Source organism: Polynucleobacter campilacus (assembly GCF_002206625.1).
Classification (GTDB): domain Bacteria; phylum Pseudomonadota; class Gammaproteobacteria; order Burkholderiales; family Burkholderiaceae; genus Polynucleobacter; species Polynucleobacter campilacus.
On the sequence record NZ_NGUP01000004.1, the window covers coordinates 40,343 to 61,853 of the forward strand.

Sequence of the window (21,511 nt, forward strand, 5' to 3'; positions counted from 1 at the left end):
TTAGGCTACTTCGTTCGGGAAATATTTCGCAATACAACGAATCGGATTAGGTGCTGCCTGACCGAGGCCACAGATAGATGCATCGACCATCACGGTTGCTAGGTCTTCTAAAGTAGCTTGGTCCCATGATTTGGCTTGCATTAATGTTGCCGCCTTACCAGTGCCAACACGGCATGGCGTACATTGACCACAGCTCTCATGCTCAAAGAAGTGCATTACATTGAGCGCCATATCACGCGCTTTATCTTTATCACTAAATACCATCACTGCTGCAGAACCGATAAAGCAACCATAGGGCTGCAAAGTATCAAAGTCTAATGGGATGTCATTCATGGTGGCAGGCAAAATACCGCCTGATGCTCCGCCTGGTAAATAACCGTAGAACTTGTAGCCATCTTGCATGCCGCCACAGTACTCATCAATGAGCTCTTGAATCGTGATCCCCGCTGGAGCCAACTTTACGCCTGGCTTTTTGACACGGCCACTAACGCTAAAACTACGCAAACCTTTGCGATCATGCCTACCAAAAGAGCTAAACCACTCAGGGCCACGCTGCACAATATCGCGCACCCAATACAAGGTTTCAAAGTTATGTTCTAGTGTTGGGCGTCCAAATAAACCCACTTGAGCAATGTAAGGTGGCCGCATCCGTGGCTCACCGCGCTTGCCTTCGATACTTTCAATCATGGCAGACTCTTCACCGCAGATGTAGGCGCCTGCACCACGGCGTAATTCAATCGTCGGTAATGTAAATGGGGGATTTGCTTTAAGCTTAGCTAATTCTGCTTCGAGGAGTTCACGGCAGCCGTGATATTCATCACGCAAATAGATATAGCAAGCATCGATACCAACTACGTTTGCAGCAACCAATAAGCCTTCTAAGAAACGGTGAGGATCGCGCTCTAAATACGTACGGTCTTTAAAAGTTCCTGGCTCTCCTTCGTCAATATTGACGGCCATCAGTTTTGGCGCTACTTGATCTTTCACAATACGCCACTTGCGCCCTGCTGGGAAACCTGCGCCACCAAGACCGCGTAAGCCAGAACTTTCCATTGCCTTAATGACGCTTTCCGCATCACGCTTGCCATCGATAATTTCTTTGGCAAGAGCGTAGCCACCTTGCGCGCGATAAGCCTCGTAGCCAACATAGCCAGGAGACACTGCTTGATTTTCGCCTTGGTGGGAGATGCCCTGCTCTGCTAATGATGCTGGATCAAAGACAGCATCATCTTTAGCCATCGGCTGTGTTATTAAATTATTCTTTACTGCGGCTTGCACTTTATCTGTCGTTGCAAACAGCACTGGATACTGATGTACTACCACTACAGGCGCTTGCTCGCAACGCCCAACACAAGGAGCTGCAATCACTTTCACTTTAGGATTGCCTAAAATTTCCGGGAGCTTTGCTAGTAGGTTTTGTGCACCAGCCAATTCACAGGCAATCCCATCGCATACGCGCACAGTGATATCGGCTACAGGATCGTTGCCGCGCACTACTTCAAAGTGGTGATAGAAAGTGGCTACTTCATATACTTCAGCCATCGGCAAATTCATTTCTTTTGCCAGTGCAACTAAATGACGATCATGCAAAGCGCGATACTCATCATTGAGCTGATGGAGATTTTCAATCAACAAATCACGACGATGAACAGCATCTCCAATCAGTTGTCGCACTTCTGCTAATGAAGCATCATCCGCTTGACGGCCCTTGAGTTTACTCTTGCGTCGAATGGTCTCCCTTAAATCATCTGCAGTAGCAACCGCAACGGCTTTAACTGCATCGGAAGGCTTTGGGTGATTCATAGTGTGTAATCTCTAATTTTTACTGGCATTGCATTTAAGCGTCTGAGCATCCCAAAGCTGGGCAAGATTGAACTTACCGTACTAGATATTCAAATAATCGCTCGATTTTGGGTTATTTCACCCCTTAAGTCCTTGACGGCGCTCAAGGGAATTAATTAAGGGTTTACCCTAGTCTATAAAAGGGATGGGGATGGCTTATCGCCTGGAGGATTAGAGTAATCGAGCTTACGCTCATATACCCGGGCTTTGAAGCAGTCTTGATAGCCCTTGCTACCAATCACCCAGCCAATAGAAGTGCAGTCGTCTTGGGCCGCAGATTCAATCGAGCCGCAGCCTGAGAGCATTGCAATCATGGTGGCCGCAAGGAGAATGGGTAGTTTTCTTAAATTCATACCTGAAGTCTACTGGATTATTGAATGGGGGTTAAGGGAAAGTATTGACTTGTCATGTTTTGGCAAACTCAGCAACAATAATCATTGGAGGCAGCATTAAAAATCACAATATTCAATCGGGAGAACTTCATGAAATCGACCCAGCAACGGATTGCAGCAATTGTCTTTTCTTTTGCCAGCGCCCTACTTTCCATCAACACTGTAAATGCCCAATCGTCTAGTGGCTATACCAACCTGATTGATGGGGTCAGCTTAGAAGGCTGGAACATTGTTGGCAATGCAAATTGGGTAATCGGCAACGGAATCATCGAAGGAAATAAACCGAATGGATTTTTAGTCAGCACGAAAAGTTATAAAAATTTTATTATTCGCGCAGAGTTTTGGGCAGAGTCCAACACCAATAGTGGAATCTTTCTTCGTTGCCAAGACTCTACTAAGATTGCCGCAGCAACTTCATATGAGGTCAATATTTGGGATACGCGCCCTGGCCAAGAATATTCTACTGGAGCAATTGTGGATGTGGCTAAAGTAAATCCTATCCATAAAGCCGGCGGTCGTTGGAATACGATGGAAATCGTTGCTAACGGCTCTGGGCTAAAAGTATCTATGAACGGCGCAGTAACCGTTGATGTGAAAGATAGTAAGTTTGCAGATGGGCCAATCGCTTTGCAATCTGCTGGCGGCACTATTAAGTTTAGGAAGTTAGAGATTAAGCCGATTTAAATTAGTGAAGTGTTATTTCGTAACGATCGCCACAGGCTACAGGCCTTAAGGCCTTAGCCTCCTGTAGCATTTTGACTAAACCATAATTCGACATTGTTTTTAATGTTCGAGATAAGTTCCCCTGTTTTCTGCCGGTAAGTTCTGCTAACTCAGAAATCGATACTGGCTTAGATGCACGTATAACATGTAACAAAGCTCTATTTTCATCACTCAAGACCTGCGCCAAAGAGCGCATCGAGGTAAACCATATTTTTGGATCGCCTGCTTTCGGCTTTAGATCGCCTTTAGCAATGGCGAGTATGCGCGCCCTAATATCTTTTTGTGATGCAATCCCTATTTTGATTATTTTCATATTTCTTTTTCCGCTGTTAAGGTCCTGTCAACGTCTTCAAAAAAAATCACACAATAGTTGGTGTGCGTCTCTGAACTCATATCGAATCCCTGGGTCAGTGGCACTTCGATGCTTGTGATCGTATGCCAGCCTTCTTCCAGAGTAACCCGATCTCATCTTCACAGAATGAGCATTGTCATAACCCAGAATTCTTAAACCCTTTGGGTTGTGCAAAGTTAATGAATACCGCACCCCATGTGGCACTGCATCACTCGCTTGTACTTCCCAGGCTTCAATCTTCACCCAGTAACCATCATCCTGATCTATGACTTCTTGATGAAGATCTAAAAGAGTCGCAATCCCACGTTTTCGCATTCCTTCTAATATATCACCTGATGATATACCAAAAGTAACATCCCTACTTAAACGATGGCTTTACTTCGCCGGCGGAAATCCAACCTTTTGCTCCCACATATTATTAAAGACATGGATGATCGGTTTTTCATAAACACCTGCTTTGGTAAATGGCTCATCCTTCAACCAAGTATCGACATCTGCCCTACTTGGAAAATCCATTCCTAATAAGCTGCCTACAACGGTTTTACCATCCTCTGAGGTGAGCGGCCCAGCAAAAGCCATCCGCTCCGCCTGCTGAGCAAGATAGGCGCGGTGCTCCGGTCTTACCTCTACTCGTAATTGTGCGGTGCCTGGTCGATCCATTAATAAGATTGCAAAAATCATAGTGTCTCCATGTTGATTTTGTTTAATGAATTTCTAACTAGCATCTTACGGGAAGTAGAAATAAAGAAACCATCCGAAGATGGTTTCGATGCTACTTGGCGGAAGGGGCGGGATTCGAACCCGCGGTAGGCTATTAACCTACGCACGCTTTCCAGGCGTGTGACTTAAACCGCTCATCCACCCTTCCGGAAAGGAATGATTATACGTTTCCCGAAAGGGTTTTAGTCAGAAGCGCTTAAAGAGCCTCTTTGAGTTGCTCCAAAATCGCTGGATTCTCAAGGGTAGAGGTATCTTGCGTAATTTCCTCGCCTTTAGCGATCACCCGCAAGAGGCGGCGCATGATTTTGCCTGAACGGGTCTTTGGTAAGTTATCACCAAAGCGCACGTCTTTTGGCTTCGCAATGGGGCCAATTTCTTTACCAACCCAGTTGCGCAGTTCAGTCGCAATCTTTTTAGCAGCGTCTCCAGTTGGGCGACCACCCTTCAGCACGACAAACACACAAATTGCCTCACCAGTGAGCTCGTCTGGACGACCAACTACCGCTGCCTCAGCAACCAATGGATTAGCCACCAAGCAAGATTCGATTTCCATGGTTCCCATGCGGTGACCTGAAACGTTCAAGACGTCATCGATACGACCAGTAATCGTGAAGTAGCCAGTGTCCTTGTTACGGATTGCACCGTCACCCGCCAGATATAAAGTCCCACCCAATTCTTCTGGGAAGTACGACTTCACAAAACGGTCCGGATCACCCCAAATATTTCGAATCATAGAAGGCCACGGACGCTTCACAACCAAGATGCCGCCCTGACCATTGGGTACATCGGCGCCCGCCTCATCCACGATTGCCGCCTGAATGCCTGGCAATGGCAAGGTGCATGAACCCGGAATCATTGGCGTTGCACCTGGTAATGGTGAAATCATGTGGCCACCAGTTTCGGTTTGCCAGAAGGTGTCGGCGATAGGGCAACGTGAACCGCCCACATTTTCGTAGTACCACATCCATGCCTCTGGATTAATTGGCTCACCTACAGAGCCTAAGAGACGCAAGGAAGATAAGTTGTAACTCTTCGGATGCACAGCCTCATCATTGCTTGACGCTTTAATCAAAGAGCGAATCGCTGTTGGTGCTGTGTAGAAAATGGTTGCGTTGTGTTTTTGGATCATCTGCCAGAAACGGCCAGCATTGGGATAAGTCGGCACACCTTCAAACACAATCTCAGTGGCGCCAACTGCAAGTGGGCCATAGGTAATGTAAGAATGGCCTGTTACCCAACCAATATCTGCCGTACACCAGAACACGTCGTCTGGCTTGATATCGAAAGTCCACTTCATTGTCAAAATTGCCCACAAGAGATAACCACCAGTGGAGTGTTGTACGCCCTTTGGCTTACCAGTTGAGCCAGATGTGTAAAGAATAAATAGTGGATGCTCTGCACTGACCCACTCTGGCTCACAAGTAGTTGCCTCATTGGCAGTTACTTCATGCATCCAGGAGTCACGGCCCGCAACCATCGGAATATTGCCACCGGTACGTTTGTAGACGATCACGTTTTTAATTTTTTCGCATCCACCTAATGCAAGAGCCTCATCCACAATCACTTTGAGTGGCAAAGCTTTACCGCCGCGTAATTGTTCATCAGCAGTAATCACTGCGCATGCGCCTACGTCAACGATACGTTCTTGCAATGACTTGGCAGAAAATCCGCCAAACACGACCGAGTGAATTGCACCAATACGGGCACAAGCCTGCATCGCCACAATGCCTTCAATCGACATTGACATATAAATAATGACGCGGTCACCAGACTTGATGCCCATTTTGCGTAAGGCGTTTGCCATTTTGCAAACGCGCTCGAGCAGCTCTTTGTAGCTAACGTTGGTCACTGTGCCATCATCAGCTTCAAAAATAATCGCTTTTTTGTCACCTAAACCATTTGCGACTTGGCGATCCAAACAGTTATAAGAGGCATTAGTTGTGCCATCTTCAAACCATTTATAGAAAGGCGCTTTGGATTCATCTAATACTTTTGAAAAAGGTTGCTTCCAGTGAATATTCTCCTTGGCAAGACGACTCCAAAAACCGTCATAATCAGCATTCGCCTCTGCGCAAAGCTTGTTATAGGCATCCATGCCAGGAACTGCAGCACCCTTCATAAAATCTGCAGGTGGGTGAAAAACGCGGTTTTCTTGCTTTAATGGTTCCATACTTCACAGCCCTCAATCAAATAATCAGTCGTCTATTTTTGCCAAAATGTCGCAAAATGGTGGCATTAGACACTCACGACACTCCAAGATAAGTGAAAACACCCAGGATTTGCTCTATGGCAAACCCTTAAAATAGCGCAAACCTGAAAAATTAAGCAGAAAACCATGACAAATATCAAACAAAACGACCTCATTCAAAGCGTTGCAGATGCCTTTCAGTTCATTTCTTACTACCACCCCAAGGACTTCATTAGCGCCATGGGCAGGGCTTACGAACTTGAACAAGGTGCAGCTGCTAAAGATGCCTTGGCGCAAATATTGACCAATAGCCGGATGTGCGCTGAAGGCCACCGCCCGATGTGCCAAGACACTGGTATTGCCGTTGTCTTCCTCAAAATTGGTATGAATGTTCAGTGGCCTGATGCCACGATGAGTGTTTCTGATATGGTCAATGAAGGTGTGCGTCGCGCCTACCTCAACCCAGAAAATATGCTTCGCGCTTCGGTCTTAGCTGATCCAGCTGGCAAGCGTAAAAATACGGGTGATAACACCCCTGCTGTCATCCACTATGAAATTGTTCCGGGTGATGATGTTGAAGTGATTTGCGCCGCCAAAGGTGGTGGCTCAGAAAACAAAGCCAAGATGGTGATGCTCAATCCTTCTGACTCGATTGTGGATTGGGTAGTGAAAACCGTTCCAACCATGGGAGCTGGCTGGTGCCCTCCTGGCATTCTGGGTATTGGTATTGGTGGCACTCCTGAGAAGGCCATGTTGATGGCAAAAGAATCTTTGATGGGCCCAGTCGATATTCAAGAACTCATTGCCCGTGGCGCGAAGACTCGTGCTGAGGAGCTGCGTCTTGAGATCTATGACAAAGTAAACAAATTGGGTATTGGTGCGCAAGGCCTCGGTGGCTTGGCAACTGTCCTCGATATCAAGATCATGGAATACCCAACGCATGCTGCATCTCTGCCAGTGGCAATGATTCCGAACTGTGCGGCTACCCGTCACATTCATTTCCACTTGCATGGCGATGGTCCTGCTAAGTTAGAAAAACCTTCATTGTCTGATTGGCCAGACGTCACATGGACTGCTGATACTAAAAAATCGAAGCATGTCAATGTTGATACGCTGACCCCTGAAGAGGTAGCAAGCTGGAAACCAGGTGATACCCTGTTATTGAATGGCAAGATTTTGACTGGTCGTGATGCCGCTCATAAACGCATCCAAGATATGCTAGCTAAGGGCGAAGAATTGCCAGTGAGCTTTAAGAACCGCATCATTTATTACGTTGGCCCTGTTGATCCTGTGCGTGACGAAGCAGTAGGCCCCGCAGGCCCTACGACCTCTACTCGCATGGATAAGTTCACCGAGATGATGCTCGCCAAGACAGGTTTAATTTCGATGATTGGTAAAGCTGAGCGTGGTCCAGAAGCAATCGCAGCGATCAAGAAGCATCGATCTGCTTATCTAATGGCCGTAGGTGGTGCTGCTTACTTGGTATCAAAAGCCATTCAGTCTGCCAAAGTAGTTGGCTTTGCCGACTTAGGCATGGAAGCCATTTATGAATTCGATGTCAAAGACATGCCGGTGACCGTTGCCGTGAACTCTGAAGGCATCTCAATGCACGAGACTGGCCCAAAAGAATGGCAAGTAAAAATTGCCGGCATTCCGGTCAAGATTATCTAAGCTAGCACTGCATTGGCACTCATTGGGGTTTTTGATTCTGGGGTAGGAGGCTTATCCATATTGGATGAGGCTTTGCGCCAGCTTCCCCAGCATGACTATATTTATCTTGCGGACTCAGCCAATGCACCCTATGGAGAAAAATCTAGTGAGTGGATTGCAGCCCGCAGCCTGATCCTCTGTAAATACTTAGCAAGTAAGGGCTGTGATGCCATTGTGATCGCTTGCAATACTGCGACAGCCGAAGCAATCAAACAGATTCGTGCTGAGCTGAGCATTCCAATCATTGGAGTTGAGCCAGGAATCAAACCAGCAGCCATGCAATCTCAAAATGGCATCGTGGGCGTCTTAGCTACTGAAGCCACTCTGAACAGCGATAAATTTAATGCCCTATTAGCAACTCTTCCTAGTAACTGTCGTTTCATTAAACAATCTGGCGCAGGTCTAGTACCTCTGATTGAAGCTGGCAAAGCAAATAGCGAAGAAACGCTCGATTTATTAGGCAAGCATCTTGAGCCCATCTTAGATGCAGGCTCAGATACCTTAGTGCTGGGCTGTACGCACTACCCTTTTTTAAGAAAACCCATTCGCAAGCTATTGGGTGACACCATCACCTTGATTGATACTAGTGATGCCGTTGTAAGACAGCTTGGGCGTCAACTCGAAAGCTTAGGTCTAAATCCTGACTCTGAAGAACGTGGATCTGTTGCCTTCATCAGCAGCAAGAATGAGGCATCACTGCTAACGATGGCTAAAGATCTACTATCAAGTGATTTGAATCTTCATTTCACTAGTACTGTGTTGTTGGGTGATGTGTCATGAGCACCCTCTTACAAAGGTTGAGCTCCCGTCTGCCATTTACCAAATCAGAACGCATCATTATTGCGATTGTTTTGGTATTACATGCTTTGCCGGCTTTAGAGTTCATCCATCTCAGCGCTCGTCCACCCAAGATGGATGACGATCGGGTCATGGCAAATTTAGTAAGTCCTTCACCAGCTAAAAGCCAAGAGGCTCCAGCCGCAGCTAAAGCGCCACCGCCAAAGCCAAAAGAAGAACCCAAGAAAAAGATAGAAGAAAAGCTAACTCTAAAACCTGAGCAAGCGGAGCCCAAACAATCGACAGCTACCCAAAAGCAAGCAGAGTCCAAGAGCGACTCCCAGCCTCAAAGCGCTGCTGTTGCCCCCTCAACCAGTGGGGGCACGAGTGGCACACCGATTCAAACTGACATTGGTAAACTGGAGGTGCTCTATCAACCTGATGCAGATGCTTACTATACGTCGTTCTCAAAGCGATCTGGCGAACAAGGTACGGTGATAGTGCGTTTGATTATTGATCAAAATGGTAATGTAGAAGATGTTGTCCTTTTGCAATCAAGCTCCTTCCCAAGGCTTGATCGTTCAGCAACTGAAATCGGGAGACGTTATCGCTTTAAGCCTTATTTGGTGAATGGTTCACCACAAAGAATTTCCACCAATCTCTTAATTAAATTTAATCTTAAGTAAACATCATTATGAATACACCATTTGGCATAGCAAATCTTTGGCTTGAGGGCGATTTCGTTACCCGCTTTGTGGCTATTGCACTTCTCGTCTGCTCAATCATTACTTGGGTCATTTTGCTAACTCGCTTTTGGGAATTGCGCAACATTCGCAAACTGAAGCCTGAGTTAGATCAATTCTGGAGAGCGACATCGTATGAGCAAGGTCTGCAGTCATTTAGCAATCAAGGCCTAAACCCCTTCTATCATCTTGCCAAATCTGCAGCTACCGCTTCTGCACATCATCAAAATCAAGCACATGATCATCGTGAGCTATTACAAACACTCAATTACTCCGAGTGGATGGCTAGAAGCTTAAAGAACAGTATTGATGGTATTGCTGCAGGCTTTCAGAAAGGGCTTACCTTTCTTGGATCGACTGGTGCGATCTCACCATTTATCGGCTTATTTGGGACGGTATGGGGCATTTATCACGCCCTCATTGCAATTAGCAGCTCTGGCAGCGCGCAGCTAGATCAGGTTGCAGGCCCGATTGGTGAGGCCCTCATCATGACTGCCCTTGGATTAGCAGTGGCGATTCCGGCGGTATTAGCCTTCAACACCATTAATCGCGCTAACAAATTAATGGTTGCCGATCTTAATCGCTTTGGAAATGACCTTCTGGCCTATTTTGCTACTGGTGCCCGCGTTAAATCTGGAGAATAAATATGTCTTTTAATATCCAAGATGATCGAAGTGATGACAGCATCATGTCTGAGATCAATATGACGCCGATGGTTGACGTGATGTTGGTCTTATTAATTATTTTCATCATCACCCTCCCTGTCATCCAGCAAGCAGTCAAGATCGAACTTCCCAAAGCCAATAGCGTACGTAATGAGGTAAAGCCAGAATCTGTGCAACTAACGATTGATGGTAAAGGTCAAATCTTTTGGAATAGCACTGCTATTGACTTAAAAACCTTTGATGGATATGCGCAGAAAGCTGCTCAAAAAGAGCCGCAACCAGAAATAAACTTGCGTGCTGACAAATCTGTGAAATATGAGTATGTCGCTCAAGTATTGGCCGCATCTCGTCGCGCTGGCTTGACGAAGTTGGGCTTTGTAACTGAACCTGATTAAGTCTTACCTAGGTTTTGAAGGTGCCTTGGCTGGGAAACAGGTTTCTTCACTTGTGTGAGTTCCGTTTCCTAAAGATGCACCCAAGATACCACCCTGTATTTTTTCAACCTTCTTTAATTTGCCGGTAGCCGGATCTAGGGTAATGTGGGTTAACACTGTGCCAGCGGGATATACAACACCCATAATATCTTCGGGTGCAAAATTCGCCTCTATCACTATAAAAATATTCGGCTTGGCAAGTGTCACACTCTTAACGACTTGTGCCCCAAAGGAATCAGACTGATCCAAATCTCGGCCATCCAAATAGACTTTTGCTTTCTGGGTTTTAGAAGCAAGCGTCAGTTGCATTGAATACTCTTCAACATAATCCTTTTCAGATCTTTTGCAGCCAAAGAAAGCAGACTGCCCCATCACCGAAGTAACTGTGCAAGAAAGTAATGTGAGGAAGATTAAATGTAATTTTCTCAAGATCTGAAAGAGGAAAAGACTGAATTGATGGTGCCCGAGGCCGGAATCGAACCGGCACGACTTTTTTGAGTCGGCAGATTTTAAATCTGCTGTGTCTACCGATTTCACCACTCGGGCTCGCACAAACAGAAACTGCTGCGCTAAATAAATCAAGACAAGTCAAATTTTAGCACGCAAGCCCAGAAAGCCTCAGGAAGCAAGCCCTAGGCTGACTTGTGGCTTGTGCAAGCCAAAACCACTAAACTGTTGCCATGAAATTGGATAGCAAATTAACCGGACTTGGCAAGCTCTTGCGCCCGGTTTTTTGGATTATTGCTAGTGTCTTGGCGATCTGCTTAATCACTACAATCGCCTATTTGTATTCGGCCCAGAGCTCCCCTTCAGGCAAGCGTGTCATTAAAGGCATCGGTGACTCGGTAATCATTACCTTTGATGAGTCTGACATTCCGCACATTAAAGCGAATTCACAAACCGATGCAATATTTGCCTTAGGTTATCTGCATGCTACCGAGCGCTCCTGGCAAATGGAGGTGAATCGACGCCTAGCTAGTGGCCGCCTCTCTGAAATTTTAGGGAACGAGACTGTCAAAATTGATCGCTTTATTCGCACGCTCGGCGTTAAGCGCGCCGCCGAGCGTCAATTTGATCATTACCCCGTTGCCACTAAACGTTTGCTCCAAGCTTATGCCGATGGCGTGAATACTGGCAACGCCCAACTAGGCTGGGCACTACCAGTAGAGTATTTCTTAACAGGTTCGAAGCCTGGACATTGGTCGCCTACTGATAGTGTTGCCTGGATGTTAATGATGGCATACGATCTTGGCGGCAACTGGGATAAAGAATTGCAACGACTTGAACTATCCCAGTTCCTCACGACTAAACAAATCTGGGAAATCCTGCCTTCATTCGAACCAGGCTCACCTGTAAGTAATATCGATTTCGCTAAGATGTACAAAGATCTCAATATCTTTAATCCTGCGGCAGGACCTGCTGAAGGTAAATCGAAAAATCTTCCCTCTACCGAGCTTGGCTCTTTCGGGCTTCCTGGCGGTAAAGAGGGTATTGGATCAAATAACTGGGCCCTGAGTGGCAAGCTCACCGCTAGCGGGAAGCCCTTGCTAGCGAATGATCCTCATTTGGGATTATCGGCCCCAGCGATTTGGTATTTTGCCCATCTCGATGCGCCCGGCATGAATGTGATTGGTAGCACCCTACCAGGCATACCAGCGGTTGTCCTTGGAAGAACGGATAAGTTTGCCTGGAGCTTTACCAATACCAATCCTGATGTTCAAGATTTATATATTGAGCAGATTGACCTTAATAATCCGGGTATGTATCGCGGTCCAGATGGACTCTTACCTTTTAAGGTGCATCAAGAAATCATTGATATCAAAGGCGCTCCTTCTCTAACCTTCTTAGTGAAGGAAACACGTCACGGGCCCGTGATCTCTGATTCCCATGCACGCGCTAAAAGAAGTATCGATACCAAACGATTTGCTTTAGCCCTGCGCTGGACAGCATTGGATATTGAAAATCAATCCGTCGTAGGCCTTTTAGAAATGAATCGTGCAAAAGATCTTGATTCATTTAAACAAGCGCTTCGCAAAAACTATGCCCCAATGCAAAACGTTGTAATGGCAGATACCGAAGGCAATATCATCTATCAGGCAGCAGGTGTTGCGCCTAAACGCATCTTGCATCAGGGCTTATATGGTGTTGCCCCTGCCCTCGGGTGGGAAAAACAATTTGATTGGAACGGCTATGTTCCTTTTGAGCAATTACCAGCTAGCAATAACCCAGAACAAGGATGGCTTGCTACAGCCAATCAAAGAATTATTGCCACCAATGATCCAAATCCATTAACAGCTGACTGGGATTTGCCAACGCGTTACGACCGCATCGCTGAGCTCATTAAATCTAGAAATAGCCATGATCTTGATTACATGAAAACGATGCAGGCAGATACGCTATCGCTAGGGGCTACGCCACTATTAGGTTTATTTAAATCCAGTAAGCCAAGTCATAAGCTAGCTTCTCAAGCACAAGAAATCATTCAGAACTTTGATGGTGATATGAAAGTCGATAGTGCTGGCGCTCTCATTTTTAACGCCTGGGCCGATCAGCTTACTCGCAATCTATTCTCACGCTTAAGTTATCTCTTTACTGAGAATTATGGTTCACGAAGTTTTAGACAGCCTTTGTTGCTGGCATTACAAAGCCCCGATAGCCTTTGGTGTGATGATCCCAAAACAAAACCCGTGGAATCATGTTTGGAGTCATCCAACAATGCCTTTGATAAGGCACTGGAGTACTTAAGCAAAGAGTACGGTAATGATCCAAAAAGTTGGTCATGGGGCAAAGCCCATATTGCCATTTCAGAACATCGTCCACTCAGCAAAGTTCCTGTATTGGGAAGTCTCTTTAATATTACAACGCCCTTCCCTGGTGATGCCTACACTGTCAATGTTGGAAGGCCTGAGTTTCTAAAATCTCAGAATCCGTATGAGACTGTCCAGGGCCCCAGCATGCGAGCTGTTTATGACCTATCTGATTTAGAAAAATCACTCTTTATCTATCAGACCGGCCAATCAGGATGGGTTCAAAGCAAGCTCTATCGTAATATGAACACTCTATGGGCGAAGAGTGAATACCTCCCATTACAAATGAAGCCCGAAAGCAGTAAACGGCAGCTAGAATTGAATAACAAATAAGACTTATTAGAAGTGCTAGCTATGGCGTTTAGAATGTCTTATTGCAATAAATCAGTCACTCATTAGGACTTTGACCCATGAAAAAATTGACTCACTTAATTACTGCTACCATCTTTACCGCATCGATGTCTGGCATTGGTAATGCCTATGCGGAATGGAAAGAGTTAGGCTTTAACGAGGTGATGGTTGTTTATGTTGATTTAGATACCGTGAGGACTAGTGGCGAGAAGACACAAGTCATGTCAATGTTGGATTTGAAGAAACCTGGAAAAAATCCAAGTAATAAAGAGACTGTAAATTCTATTGTTGGCCTTAATGAATATAGCTGTCCTGAGATTAGTTATCGCCCAATTGCCTTTAAAGAATTTTCTGGAAGCAAAGGTACTGGCAAAGTAGTTTCTGATAACAATACTCCTGATAGCAAGTTTGAACCGATCATTAATGAGTCATGGACAGCCGGAGTATTTAATGTTGTCTGCCAAAGAAAATAGCCTGCATACGCAGTCTCAATTCAATTTTGGGGTTTGCCTAATCCCCATCTTTTGTAGTCTAGGTTTACAGGGTTGTATTGCTCCACTTGCAGCTGTTGGCGCTTCTGGCACAACTGCCGCTAGTACAACTGGAAGTGCCGTAGCTACTGCTGCAGTTTCAAGCCCAGCAACAGCGGCAAGCCTTGCATCCACTGCAGCCACGGGTAAATCTCCCTTAGAGCATGCAGCGTCAGCAGCCACCAAAAAAGAATGTAGTTTTTTTAACCCGCTCTCAGGACAGCCCATCTGCATGGAAATATCCGTACCGAAGGTAACTGATAACAGCACACCCCTATTGGGTCCTGCAGATCAAAGTATGGAAGTAGTCAAGCAGTAACCCTCTGGCTAAGGCCTGACCCCTGGAGCCTCTAAAGGCATGCCCCTGGCTCGCCACATCAAGAAGAGTTCTAGCTGAGCCATTTCAGGCGAACCATACTCAAACTGCTGCGCCCTCACCCCGCTCATACAATTACGTAAGCGGCGCTGTAAAGATCCCAAGGTTTGCCATTCCAAGCGATAAATGGGGTATGCATTGGGGTGGCCTTGCGGTATTAGACTACCACCCAGCTTTAATCCCGACCTATCATCATGACATTGAGCACAAGATAAATTAAGCTGCCCCATTCTTTCGTTAAACCACTGACGGCCTTTTTTTAATTCCGCTTGATTGGTTGGCGTTTCTTTGACAGTAATCGGCATTCCTTTTGACTGAACTGCAACATAAGCAGTTAAGGCCAACAAGGTTTTGCTCTCATAAGCAAGTGCTGGTGCATTTTGTGCTGTAGATCGACATTGATTAATTTGCCCTTCCAGAGTTTGCAGCTTACCTTTGACCATCTTCGGAAATTGGGTTGCCACACCACGCATTGATTTTTTGGCATCGCTATGACAACTAGTACAGGCCATATTTTTTGGGCCTAGTTTGGTTTGCCATAAGCTTTCGCCTTCTGCGACCCAAAACATTGCAGGGTTAAGAGACGGATCATCCTGCATCGCCTTATTTTCAGCAGACATGAGCTCGTAACTAGATTGCTTGGTGTTGGCAGCTATAGAAGCTGGTGCCGCTAATAACACGGAGCAGCAAAAAGCCGTAAAACAAAGAGATCTTGCTACGCGCACAGAGCTCCTAGACAACCGTAATACGGGCTTGATTAACTGCTGTATAGCCATCATCGCCAAGCCACTTGAACTCTAGGGTTCCTGATTCCGTTGCAATGGTAGTAAAAATAATTAGTGGATTAGCGCCGATACCAGGATAGAAGTCGGCCTTGAACACTTCAACATTGTTATAGCTACACGTAAAGACACGAATAATATCTCTTGGGATTAATTTTCCGGATTCGGTATAACGAAATCCTGACTCCATATCATGCTGGACAATCGCTCGGATCTCAATAATGGAATTCTTCTTGGCAGAAGCTGGCACTGTCACTTGGGTACGCGATGTTTTACTCATACCATCTCCGCGCAAGCAGATAAGGTCACCAAAGTTTCTGCCGAGCCTTGCCAAAAGCTCCCATTACTCATTTGCGCAATACCCCAAACACGCTGACTATCGGCCAAGCGCACTCGGGTAGTGATATTGGCAGTTCCCGAACGTGGCGTTAAGTAAGCAGTAAAGATATTAGGCAATGGATTGCCTTCTGCAATCACATGAATGGCCTTCACATAATCATTAGCAGTCATTGGACTTTCAACGCTTACCTTTAAAACTACTAGATTACCGTTTTCAATCAACGGTGGAATGGTCAAAGTAACGCGCCCATCCTGAATTTTTGCATTACCAGTAATTTTTTGAATGGCCTCATCTGCATCTTCTTTTTTAGCAAAAATGAATGAAGGGCTAAGCCAAGCGCCCAGAGTGAACAGGCCAAACTTTTGGAATCTTTGGAGCCAATAACGACGATGCATTTTGAGAGGGAAATTAATCTGTTTCTTCATTTTCAATTCTGGGGGTTAAGACTCACGAGAAAGGCTACAACATCTTCAATCTCTTGGTTATTTAAGATAGTTTGTCCTGCAAATTTTGAAGCAACTCGATTCAGGTGTCCAGTTTTGTAATAGGCCGGCATGATGGTGCTCGGATTAAAGTGACTAGCATCTACAATCCGCGCCCTTAACTGGGGTGCAGTGAGGCGAGCAACACTGATACTGAGCTCAGGTGCTAGGTTTCCCTGAAACCGCTCTTCCGGAAATGGTCCGCTATGGCACAAGAGACATAAACCTGTTTGACGACTCGCAACAATCGCTCTGCCTCGAGTGATATCGCCGGCGGTAGAAGAAAGAGATTCGGCAATCGAATCCCCTACAATGGTTTGAGCGTTTGCAAAACTGAGAGTGAGGAAGCCTAGCAAGCATGTTGCTAGTGCAAACCTCATTCTCATCGGTGCAATATCACAGTAGCTTTAAACCAGCTTGATGCCACTATTTTTTAATGGCACTGTACGCAAGCGCTTACCGGTTGCACGATAAAACGCATTGAGTACAGCTGGCGCTGCAACTGCAATCGTTGGTTCACCTACACCGCCCCAATCTTTACCGCCGCCTTGAATGACGATCGTTTCAACAGGAGGCATTTGAGATAGGCGAATGGAGCCAAAGGTATCGAAGTTCTTTTGAACTACCGCACCTTTTTCGATAGTGATCTCTTCTTCGAATAGAGCTGATAGGCCATAAACAAATGAGCCAGATACCTGACGTGCAACTTGCGCTGGATTAACAATATAGCCTGGGTCTGTAGCAGCTACGATGCGATGAATCTTCACTTCATTGCCATTTTTCACAGAGATCTCACAAGCAGCGGCTACATAGCTACCGAAAGAACGCATTTGCGCCACACCACGGAATACGCCAGGTGCTGCAGGCTTGTTCCAGCCGATACCATCTGCAACAGCATTGAGTACTGCGACTGCGCGTGGGAATTCTTTCATATGCTTACGGCGGAACTCTACTGCATCCATACCCGTTGCTTCAGCCATCTCATCCATAAAGGTTTCAATGAAGACCGCATTCTGATTCACGTTAACGCCGCGCCAAAAACCCGGTGGTACATGGGTATTGCGCATAGCATGATCAATATTCAGATTAGGGAAGCTATAAGTAATGCCATGCTCTCCCGTTGGATCCAATCCTTGAAACACAACAGGGTCCTTACCTTTGTTAGCAGCAACAACAGCGGGACGTACTGCCGACAAAATAGACTGCCCTGATAGGCGCATGTTTAAGCCAGTGATATTTTTCTTATCATCAATGGCGGCTGTCATCTTGCACATCATGACTGGATGGTAACGGCCCTGAGTCATATCTTCTTCACGCGTCCAAATCAATTTGACTGGAGTACCTGGCATTTGCTTAGCGATATTGACCGCTTGAGTGGTGTAGTCCTGAAACGCACCACGGCGACCAAATCCACCGCCAAGGTTCACTTTGTAGACATTACACTTGTCTGCAGGTAAACCTGAGGCTGCAATCACTGCAGCAAGTGAAGCTTCACCATCTTGGGTAGGTACCCATGCCTCGCAAGAATCTGCCGTCCACTTAGCAGTGGCCGTTTGTGGCTCTAAAGTAGCGTGATTTAAGAACGGGTAAAAGTAAGTAGCCTCAATCTTTTTAGATGCACTAGCGAGTGCAGCGTTCACATCACCATTTGCATTACCTACAAATGTATCGCTCGCATTCAAGCCCTCCTCAAGCATCTTCTTAATGGAGGCGCTTGATACATTCTCATTAGGGCTACTTTCCCAAACAATATTGACTTGATCTAATGCAGTCTTTGCCTGCCAGAAAGTGTCAGCCAATACTGCAATCGCTCCATCCCCCACTTGAACAACCTTTTTCACGCCCTTCATGCTTTGGGCTTTAGCGGCATCGTAGCTCTTTACCTTGCTACCAAAGACTGGGGCCTCTTTAATCGTTGCCGTGAGCATTCCCGGTAGCTTTAGATCAATTGCATAAATTTGCTTACCCGTGACCTTGTCAGACGTACCATCAATACGGTTGACCGATTTACCAATCAACTGCCACTCTTTTGGATCCTTGAGTGGAACTTCTTTTGGCACCTCTAATTGGGAAGCGGCAACCGATACCTTGCCGAAAGTAGTTTTACGACCAGACGGGGTATGGGTAATGACGCTATTTTTTGCTACACACTCAGAAGCAGGAACATTCCATTGGTTTGCTGCAGCCTGAACCAACATAATGCGCGCTGCTGCGCCACCCTTACGAACATATTGTTCCGAAGTGCGAATACCGCGGCTACCACCAGTTGAGTAACTACCCCAAACTTTATTACGCTTGAGGTTTTCTGCAGGAGATGGATAGTCATAGGAAACTTTTTTCCAATCACACTCTAATTCTTCAGCAACCATTTGTGCCAAGCCAGTAATTGTGCCTTGACCCATTTCTGAGCGAACGATACGCACCACTACATCATCATTTGGCTTAACCACTACCCACACACCAATTTCAGGTGATACGAGGGGTGCCATTGCTGTAGTGCCAGTGCCCATCGCAGCATTTGCTTCAGACATGATTGAGAAATCAAAGCCAATTGCAAGGCCAGTAGCGATTGCGCTAGAGCCAACAATAAAGTGGCGACGGGAAGTATTTGTATTTGTAGTCATCTGTATCCCCTTATGCCTTGCTCACAGCATGAATCGCTGCACGGACTTCTTGGAAGGTGCCGCAACGGCAAATATTGGTAACTGCCGCGTCGATTTGGGCGTCAGTCGGTTTCGGATTGTTACGGAGGAGCGCAGTGGTTGCCATCACCATGCCAGATTGGCAGTAGCCACACTGAGGCACTTGCTTATCAACCCATGCTTTTTGAACTTTAGAGAGTTGACCATTCTTTTCTAGGCTTTCAATGGTCTCAATTTTTTTACCTACAGCTGCCGATACAGGCAAGGAGCAACTACGAATTGCTTGGCCTTCAAATAACACCGTGCAAGCGCCACAGACACCAACACCGCAACCATATTTGGTGCCAGTCAAGCCGATCTGCTCACGGATTACCCACAGCAATGGGGTATCGAGATCTACGTCTACCTTGTATTTTTTGCCATTGACATTTAACTCAGCCATGCTTGCTCCCCTATCGTTTTTCTAATGTTGAGGAATTCTCCGGATTGGGGTGAATTCCAGCTTTTTTATACCCTACTAATGTTGTGCCTATATTAAACAAGAATATATTTATTGCGATGCAATATAAATCTGGGTTTCAGACTGGTATCGCTATCAAGGGATAGACACTTCAAGGGCGCTTAGCATTCGCCCTGAAGAGAGTGCTTATGTAAGCCTAGCAATGGGCATGAATGGTGTTACTAGCGCCGCAGTAACACCAGTGATCTGTTATTTGAAAGTAGTAAGGAAGCTGACTGGCATTACTCAGACTTGCTTAGGGCAGTCTTCACAATGGGGGAAAATCTGACTAGGTCCGCCTTTATTTGCTCGCCAAATTTTTCTGGGGTGCCAGGAGAAGGAGTAATGCCCATTACAAAAAGCCTTGCCTTGCCTTCTGAGGAATTCAAAATCTCATTTAGCGCTTGATTCAGTTTGTCAATAATTGGCTTAGGTGTTTTTGCAGGGGCTAATAAACCCACCCAATCATCGATCACAAAATCTTTAACGCCACCCTCAATAAAAGTTGGCACATCCGGCATGCTTGGACTTCTCTTTGCGCTCGATACTGCGATTGCTTTAATCCGTCCTGAACTAACATATTGGTTTGCTCCAGCAACTGCTGTGTAAACCAAAGGAATATTGCCTCCTAACAAATCAAGCAGAGCTTGACCCCCTCCTTTGTAAGGAACATGAACTAAGTTAGCTCCCGTTCTTTGCTTAAGCAATTCGCCAGCAATGTGAGGGGTACCGCCAGAGCCAGACGTCCCATACGAAAGGCCATTCGGATCCTTTTTTGAGAGCGCGATCACATCTGCCAGGGTCTTACCTTGAAAATTATTGTTGGCTACGAGAATCAAAATGGCATCGCCAATTTTTCCAATCGGCGCAAAATCTTTCACGCTATCAAAAGGAGTTTTTTCATTCAGCAATGGGTTAATGGATAAGGTGCCCGCATAACCTAATAACAAGGTATATCCGTCAGGCTCTGCTGCCGCAACCATTTGAGAACCAATATTTCCGGAGGCTCCAGGTTTGTTATCAGCAATAACCTGTTGGCCTAACTTTAAGGATAATTGCTCTGCAATAAAGCGGCCCGATGTATCGGTTACACCACCCGGCGTAAATGGAATAATGAGACGTATTGGTCGATTAGGATAGTTCGCTTGTGCGAAGCTGAGCATAGGAGTCAGGCCTGCAAAAAGAATGATTGCAGATACCAGGTAGCGATCCAATTTCATAGTCACCTCTTATTTAGTTTCGACAAAGCGTTTTTCAAACTCCCACACATCTTCAAAACCCATCAACTTAGATAAATCGGCAAAGTCGTACAACTCTACGGGATTATCAATCGATGATCCAGAATCTTTGAAGTGATCATAAACTTTAGTCATCGCCTGAACTGAAGCGAGCAAAGCAGTTACTGGAAAGATTGCGATCTTGAAACCCAATTGCTCTAGCGCTGCTTTCGGCAATATAGGAGTTCTACCTTTTTCAACCATATTGGCTATTAAAGGATGATTAGGAAACGTTTGACCAATACGTTTCATCTCTAACTCAGTTTCAGGGGACTCAATAAACAAGATATCAGCGCCAGCACGAGCATATGCCTCGCCACGTCTTAGCGCCTCGTCTAAGCCCAAGGTTGTTCGAGCATCCGTTCTCGCAATAATTTTAAAATTGGGGTCCGTACGTGATGCTACTGCCACCTCAATCTTTTTAACCATATCCTCCATAGGAATTACTCTGCGACCTGGAGTATGTCCACATTTTTTGGGGAACTCTTGATCTTCTAGCTGTATTGCAACGGCGCCGGCTGCTTCATATCCTCGAATAGTATGGCGAACATTTAACAATCCACCATACCCAGTATCGCCATCGGCAATCAAAGGGGTCTTTGCCATACCCGCCATCGCTGTTACTCTACCGACCATATCAGAATAGGTTGCTAAGCCTGCATCAGGCAATCCCAATAGGGATGCTACTGTGCCGTAGCCCGTCATATAAAGTGCATCAAAATTCATGCGATCGGCAAGGCGCAATGAAACCATTTCATAAACACCAGGCGCAACAATTAAGCCGGGTTTCTTTAGTCGCTCATTAAAAAGCGTTCTCTGGGTAGTCATTTATCTTCTCATTTCTATTTATTTTTTTTAATCTATTGATTTTCTAGAATT

Annotated in this window: 24 protein-coding genes and 2 tRNA genes; 9 read left to right on the forward strand and 17 right to left on the reverse strand. The window is 45.8% G+C overall.

Annotated elements, in window-relative coordinates; all coding sequences use genetic code 11:
- Entirely contained in the window at positions 1-1,803 is a 1,803-nt protein-coding gene (locus CBI31_RS08285) for an NAD(P)H-dependent oxidoreductase subunit E (RefSeq protein WP_206075477.1), read from the reverse strand.
- A 173-nt stretch (positions 1,804-1,976) separates the two neighbouring features.
- Positions 1,977-2,195, reverse strand: coding sequence for a hypothetical protein (locus CBI31_RS08290; protein ID WP_088525944.1), 219 nt, complete (start codon positions 2,193-2,195; stop codon positions 1,977-1,979).
- Positions 2,196-2,324: 129 nt separating this feature from the next.
- On the opposite strand from CBI31_RS08290, the gene CBI31_RS08295 reads away from it, so the two are divergent.
- Positions 2,325-2,918 (forward strand): 3-keto-disaccharide hydrolase, encoded by a 594-nt coding sequence (locus tag CBI31_RS08295; protein ID WP_088525945.1) that lies wholly within the window; start codon positions 2,325-2,327, stop codon positions 2,916-2,918.
- Position 2,919: 1 nt separating this feature from the next.
- Here CBI31_RS08295 and CBI31_RS08300 read toward each other — a convergent pair whose 3' ends face one another.
- The 5 genes from CBI31_RS08300 to acs all read right to left on the reverse strand — a co-directional run bounded on the left by CBI31_RS08300 (position 2,920) and on the right by acs (position 6,199).
- Positions 2,920-3,270 carry an HVO_A0114 family putative DNA-binding protein gene (locus CBI31_RS08300; RefSeq protein ID WP_088525946.1) on the reverse strand — a complete coding sequence of 117 codons (351 nt, stop codon included), beginning with the start codon at positions 3,268-3,270 and terminating at the stop codon, positions 2,920-2,922.
- 36 nt (positions 3,271-3,306) lie between these two features.
- Entirely contained in the window at positions 3,307-3,624 is a 318-nt protein-coding gene (locus CBI31_RS08305; RefSeq protein WP_088525947.1) for a toxin-antitoxin system TumE family protein, read from the reverse strand.
- 60 nt (positions 3,625-3,684) lie between these two features.
- Positions 3,685-3,990 (reverse strand): YciI family protein, encoded by a 306-nt coding sequence (locus CBI31_RS08310; protein WP_088525948.1) that lies wholly within the window; start codon positions 3,988-3,990, stop codon positions 3,685-3,687.
- A 96-nt stretch (positions 3,991-4,086) separates the two neighbouring features.
- Positions 4,087-4,177, reverse strand: a tRNA-Ser gene (locus CBI31_RS08315).
- Positions 4,178-4,225: 48 nt separating this feature from the next.
- On the reverse strand, positions 4,226-6,199 hold the full coding sequence (gene acs / locus CBI31_RS08320) for an acetate--CoA ligase (protein WP_088525949.1): 1,974 nt from the start codon (positions 6,197-6,199) through the stop codon (positions 4,226-4,228).
- A gap of 165 nt (positions 6,200-6,364) precedes the next feature.
- Here acs and CBI31_RS08325 point away from each other — a divergent pair, with 165 nt between their 5' ends.
- From CBI31_RS08325 to CBI31_RS08345, 5 genes are read left to right on the forward strand one after another with little or no spacing between them, the layout of a single operon-like run.
- The gene (locus CBI31_RS08325; RefSeq protein ID WP_088525950.1) at positions 6,365-7,888 is read left to right on the forward strand and encodes a fumarate hydratase; all 1,524 of its coding nucleotides are present in this window, start codon (positions 6,365-6,367) and stop codon (positions 7,886-7,888) included.
- Between the two features lie 12 nt (positions 7,889-7,900).
- A complete protein-coding gene (gene murI / locus CBI31_RS08330; protein WP_088525951.1) occupies positions 7,901-8,707 on the forward strand; it encodes a glutamate racemase in 807 nt (268 codons plus the stop codon).
- Positions 8,704-9,390, forward strand: coding sequence for an energy transducer TonB (locus CBI31_RS08335; RefSeq protein ID WP_088525952.1), 687 nt, complete (start codon positions 8,704-8,706; stop codon positions 9,388-9,390). The genes murI and CBI31_RS08335 overlap by 4 nt, the downstream gene beginning before the upstream one ends.
- An 8-nt stretch (positions 9,391-9,398) precedes the next feature.
- Positions 9,399-10,091, forward strand: coding sequence for a MotA/TolQ/ExbB proton channel family protein (locus CBI31_RS08340; protein WP_088525953.1), 693 nt, complete (start codon positions 9,399-9,401; stop codon positions 10,089-10,091).
- 2 nt (positions 10,092-10,093) lie between these two features.
- Positions 10,094-10,507, forward strand: a complete 414-nt coding sequence (locus CBI31_RS08345) for an ExbD/TolR family protein (RefSeq protein ID WP_088525954.1) — start codon at positions 10,094-10,096, stop codon at positions 10,505-10,507.
- 3 nt (positions 10,508-10,510) lie between these two features.
- Here CBI31_RS08345 and CBI31_RS08350 read toward each other — a convergent pair whose 3' ends face one another.
- Positions 10,511-10,855, reverse strand: coding sequence for a hypothetical protein (locus CBI31_RS08350; protein WP_240553864.1), 345 nt, complete (start codon positions 10,853-10,855; stop codon positions 10,511-10,513).
- A gap of 148 nt (positions 10,856-11,003) precedes the next feature.
- Positions 11,004-11,092 (reverse strand) — tRNA-Leu (locus CBI31_RS08355).
- Positions 11,093-11,226: 134 nt separating this feature from the next.
- Here CBI31_RS08355 and CBI31_RS08360 point away from each other — a divergent pair.
- The 3 genes from CBI31_RS08360 to CBI31_RS08370 all read left to right on the forward strand — a co-directional run bounded on the left by CBI31_RS08360 (position 11,227) and on the right by CBI31_RS08370 (position 14,553).
- A complete protein-coding gene (locus tag CBI31_RS08360; RefSeq protein WP_088525956.1) occupies positions 11,227-13,686 on the forward strand; it encodes a penicillin acylase family protein in 2,460 nt (819 codons plus the stop codon).
- Between the two features lie 77 nt (positions 13,687-13,763).
- Complete coding sequence (locus CBI31_RS08365) at positions 13,764-14,177, forward strand: surface-adhesin E family protein (protein WP_088525957.1); 414 nt, start codon at positions 13,764-13,766, stop codon at positions 14,175-14,177.
- Positions 14,155-14,553, forward strand: a complete 399-nt coding sequence (locus CBI31_RS08370) for a hypothetical protein (RefSeq protein ID WP_088525958.1) — start codon at positions 14,155-14,157, stop codon at positions 14,551-14,553. Before CBI31_RS08365 ends, CBI31_RS08370 begins: the two co-directional genes overlap by 23 nt.
- 8 nt (positions 14,554-14,561) lie before the next feature.
- On the opposite strand, the gene soxA is transcribed toward CBI31_RS08370, so the two are convergent.
- The 8 genes from soxA to CBI31_RS08410 all read right to left on the reverse strand — a co-directional run bounded on the left by soxA (position 14,562) and on the right by CBI31_RS08410 (position 21,460).
- On the reverse strand, positions 14,562-15,335 hold the full coding sequence (gene soxA / locus CBI31_RS08375; RefSeq protein ID WP_240553866.1) for a sulfur oxidation c-type cytochrome SoxA: 774 nt from the start codon (positions 15,333-15,335) through the stop codon (positions 14,562-14,564).
- A 7-nt stretch (positions 15,336-15,342) separates the two neighbouring features.
- Positions 15,343-15,672 carry a thiosulfate oxidation carrier complex protein SoxZ gene (locus CBI31_RS08380; RefSeq protein ID WP_088525960.1) on the reverse strand — a complete coding sequence of 110 codons (330 nt, stop codon included), beginning with the start codon at positions 15,670-15,672 and terminating at the stop codon, positions 15,343-15,345.
- Complete coding sequence (locus tag CBI31_RS08385; protein ID WP_088525961.1) at positions 15,669-16,157, reverse strand: SoxY-related AACIE arm protein; 489 nt, start codon at positions 16,155-16,157, stop codon at positions 15,669-15,671. Before CBI31_RS08385 ends, CBI31_RS08380 begins: the two co-directional genes overlap by 4 nt.
- 2 nt (positions 16,158-16,159) lie before the next feature.
- Positions 16,160-16,600, reverse strand: a complete 441-nt coding sequence (gene soxX / locus CBI31_RS08390) for a sulfur oxidation c-type cytochrome SoxX (protein ID WP_088525962.1) — start codon at positions 16,598-16,600, stop codon at positions 16,160-16,162.
- Positions 16,601-16,621: 21 nt separating this feature from the next.
- Positions 16,622-18,838 (reverse strand): xanthine dehydrogenase family protein molybdopterin-binding subunit, encoded by a 2,217-nt coding sequence (locus CBI31_RS08395; protein WP_088525963.1) that lies wholly within the window; start codon positions 18,836-18,838, stop codon positions 16,622-16,624.
- 10 nt (positions 18,839-18,848) lie between these two features.
- Positions 18,849-19,298: a (2Fe-2S)-binding protein gene (locus CBI31_RS08400; protein ID WP_088525964.1), complete on the reverse strand. Its 450-nt coding sequence runs from the start codon at positions 19,296-19,298 to the stop codon at positions 18,849-18,851.
- A 299-nt stretch (positions 19,299-19,597) separates the two neighbouring features.
- Positions 19,598-20,575 (reverse strand): Bug family tripartite tricarboxylate transporter substrate binding protein, encoded by a 978-nt coding sequence (locus CBI31_RS08405; RefSeq protein WP_088525965.1) that lies wholly within the window; start codon positions 20,573-20,575, stop codon positions 19,598-19,600.
- Positions 20,576-20,584: 9 nt separating this feature from the next.
- Positions 20,585-21,460, reverse strand: a complete 876-nt coding sequence (locus CBI31_RS08410; protein ID WP_088525966.1) for an isocitrate lyase/PEP mutase family protein — start codon at positions 21,458-21,460, stop codon at positions 20,585-20,587.
- Positions 21,461-21,511: the final 51 nt, after the last annotated feature.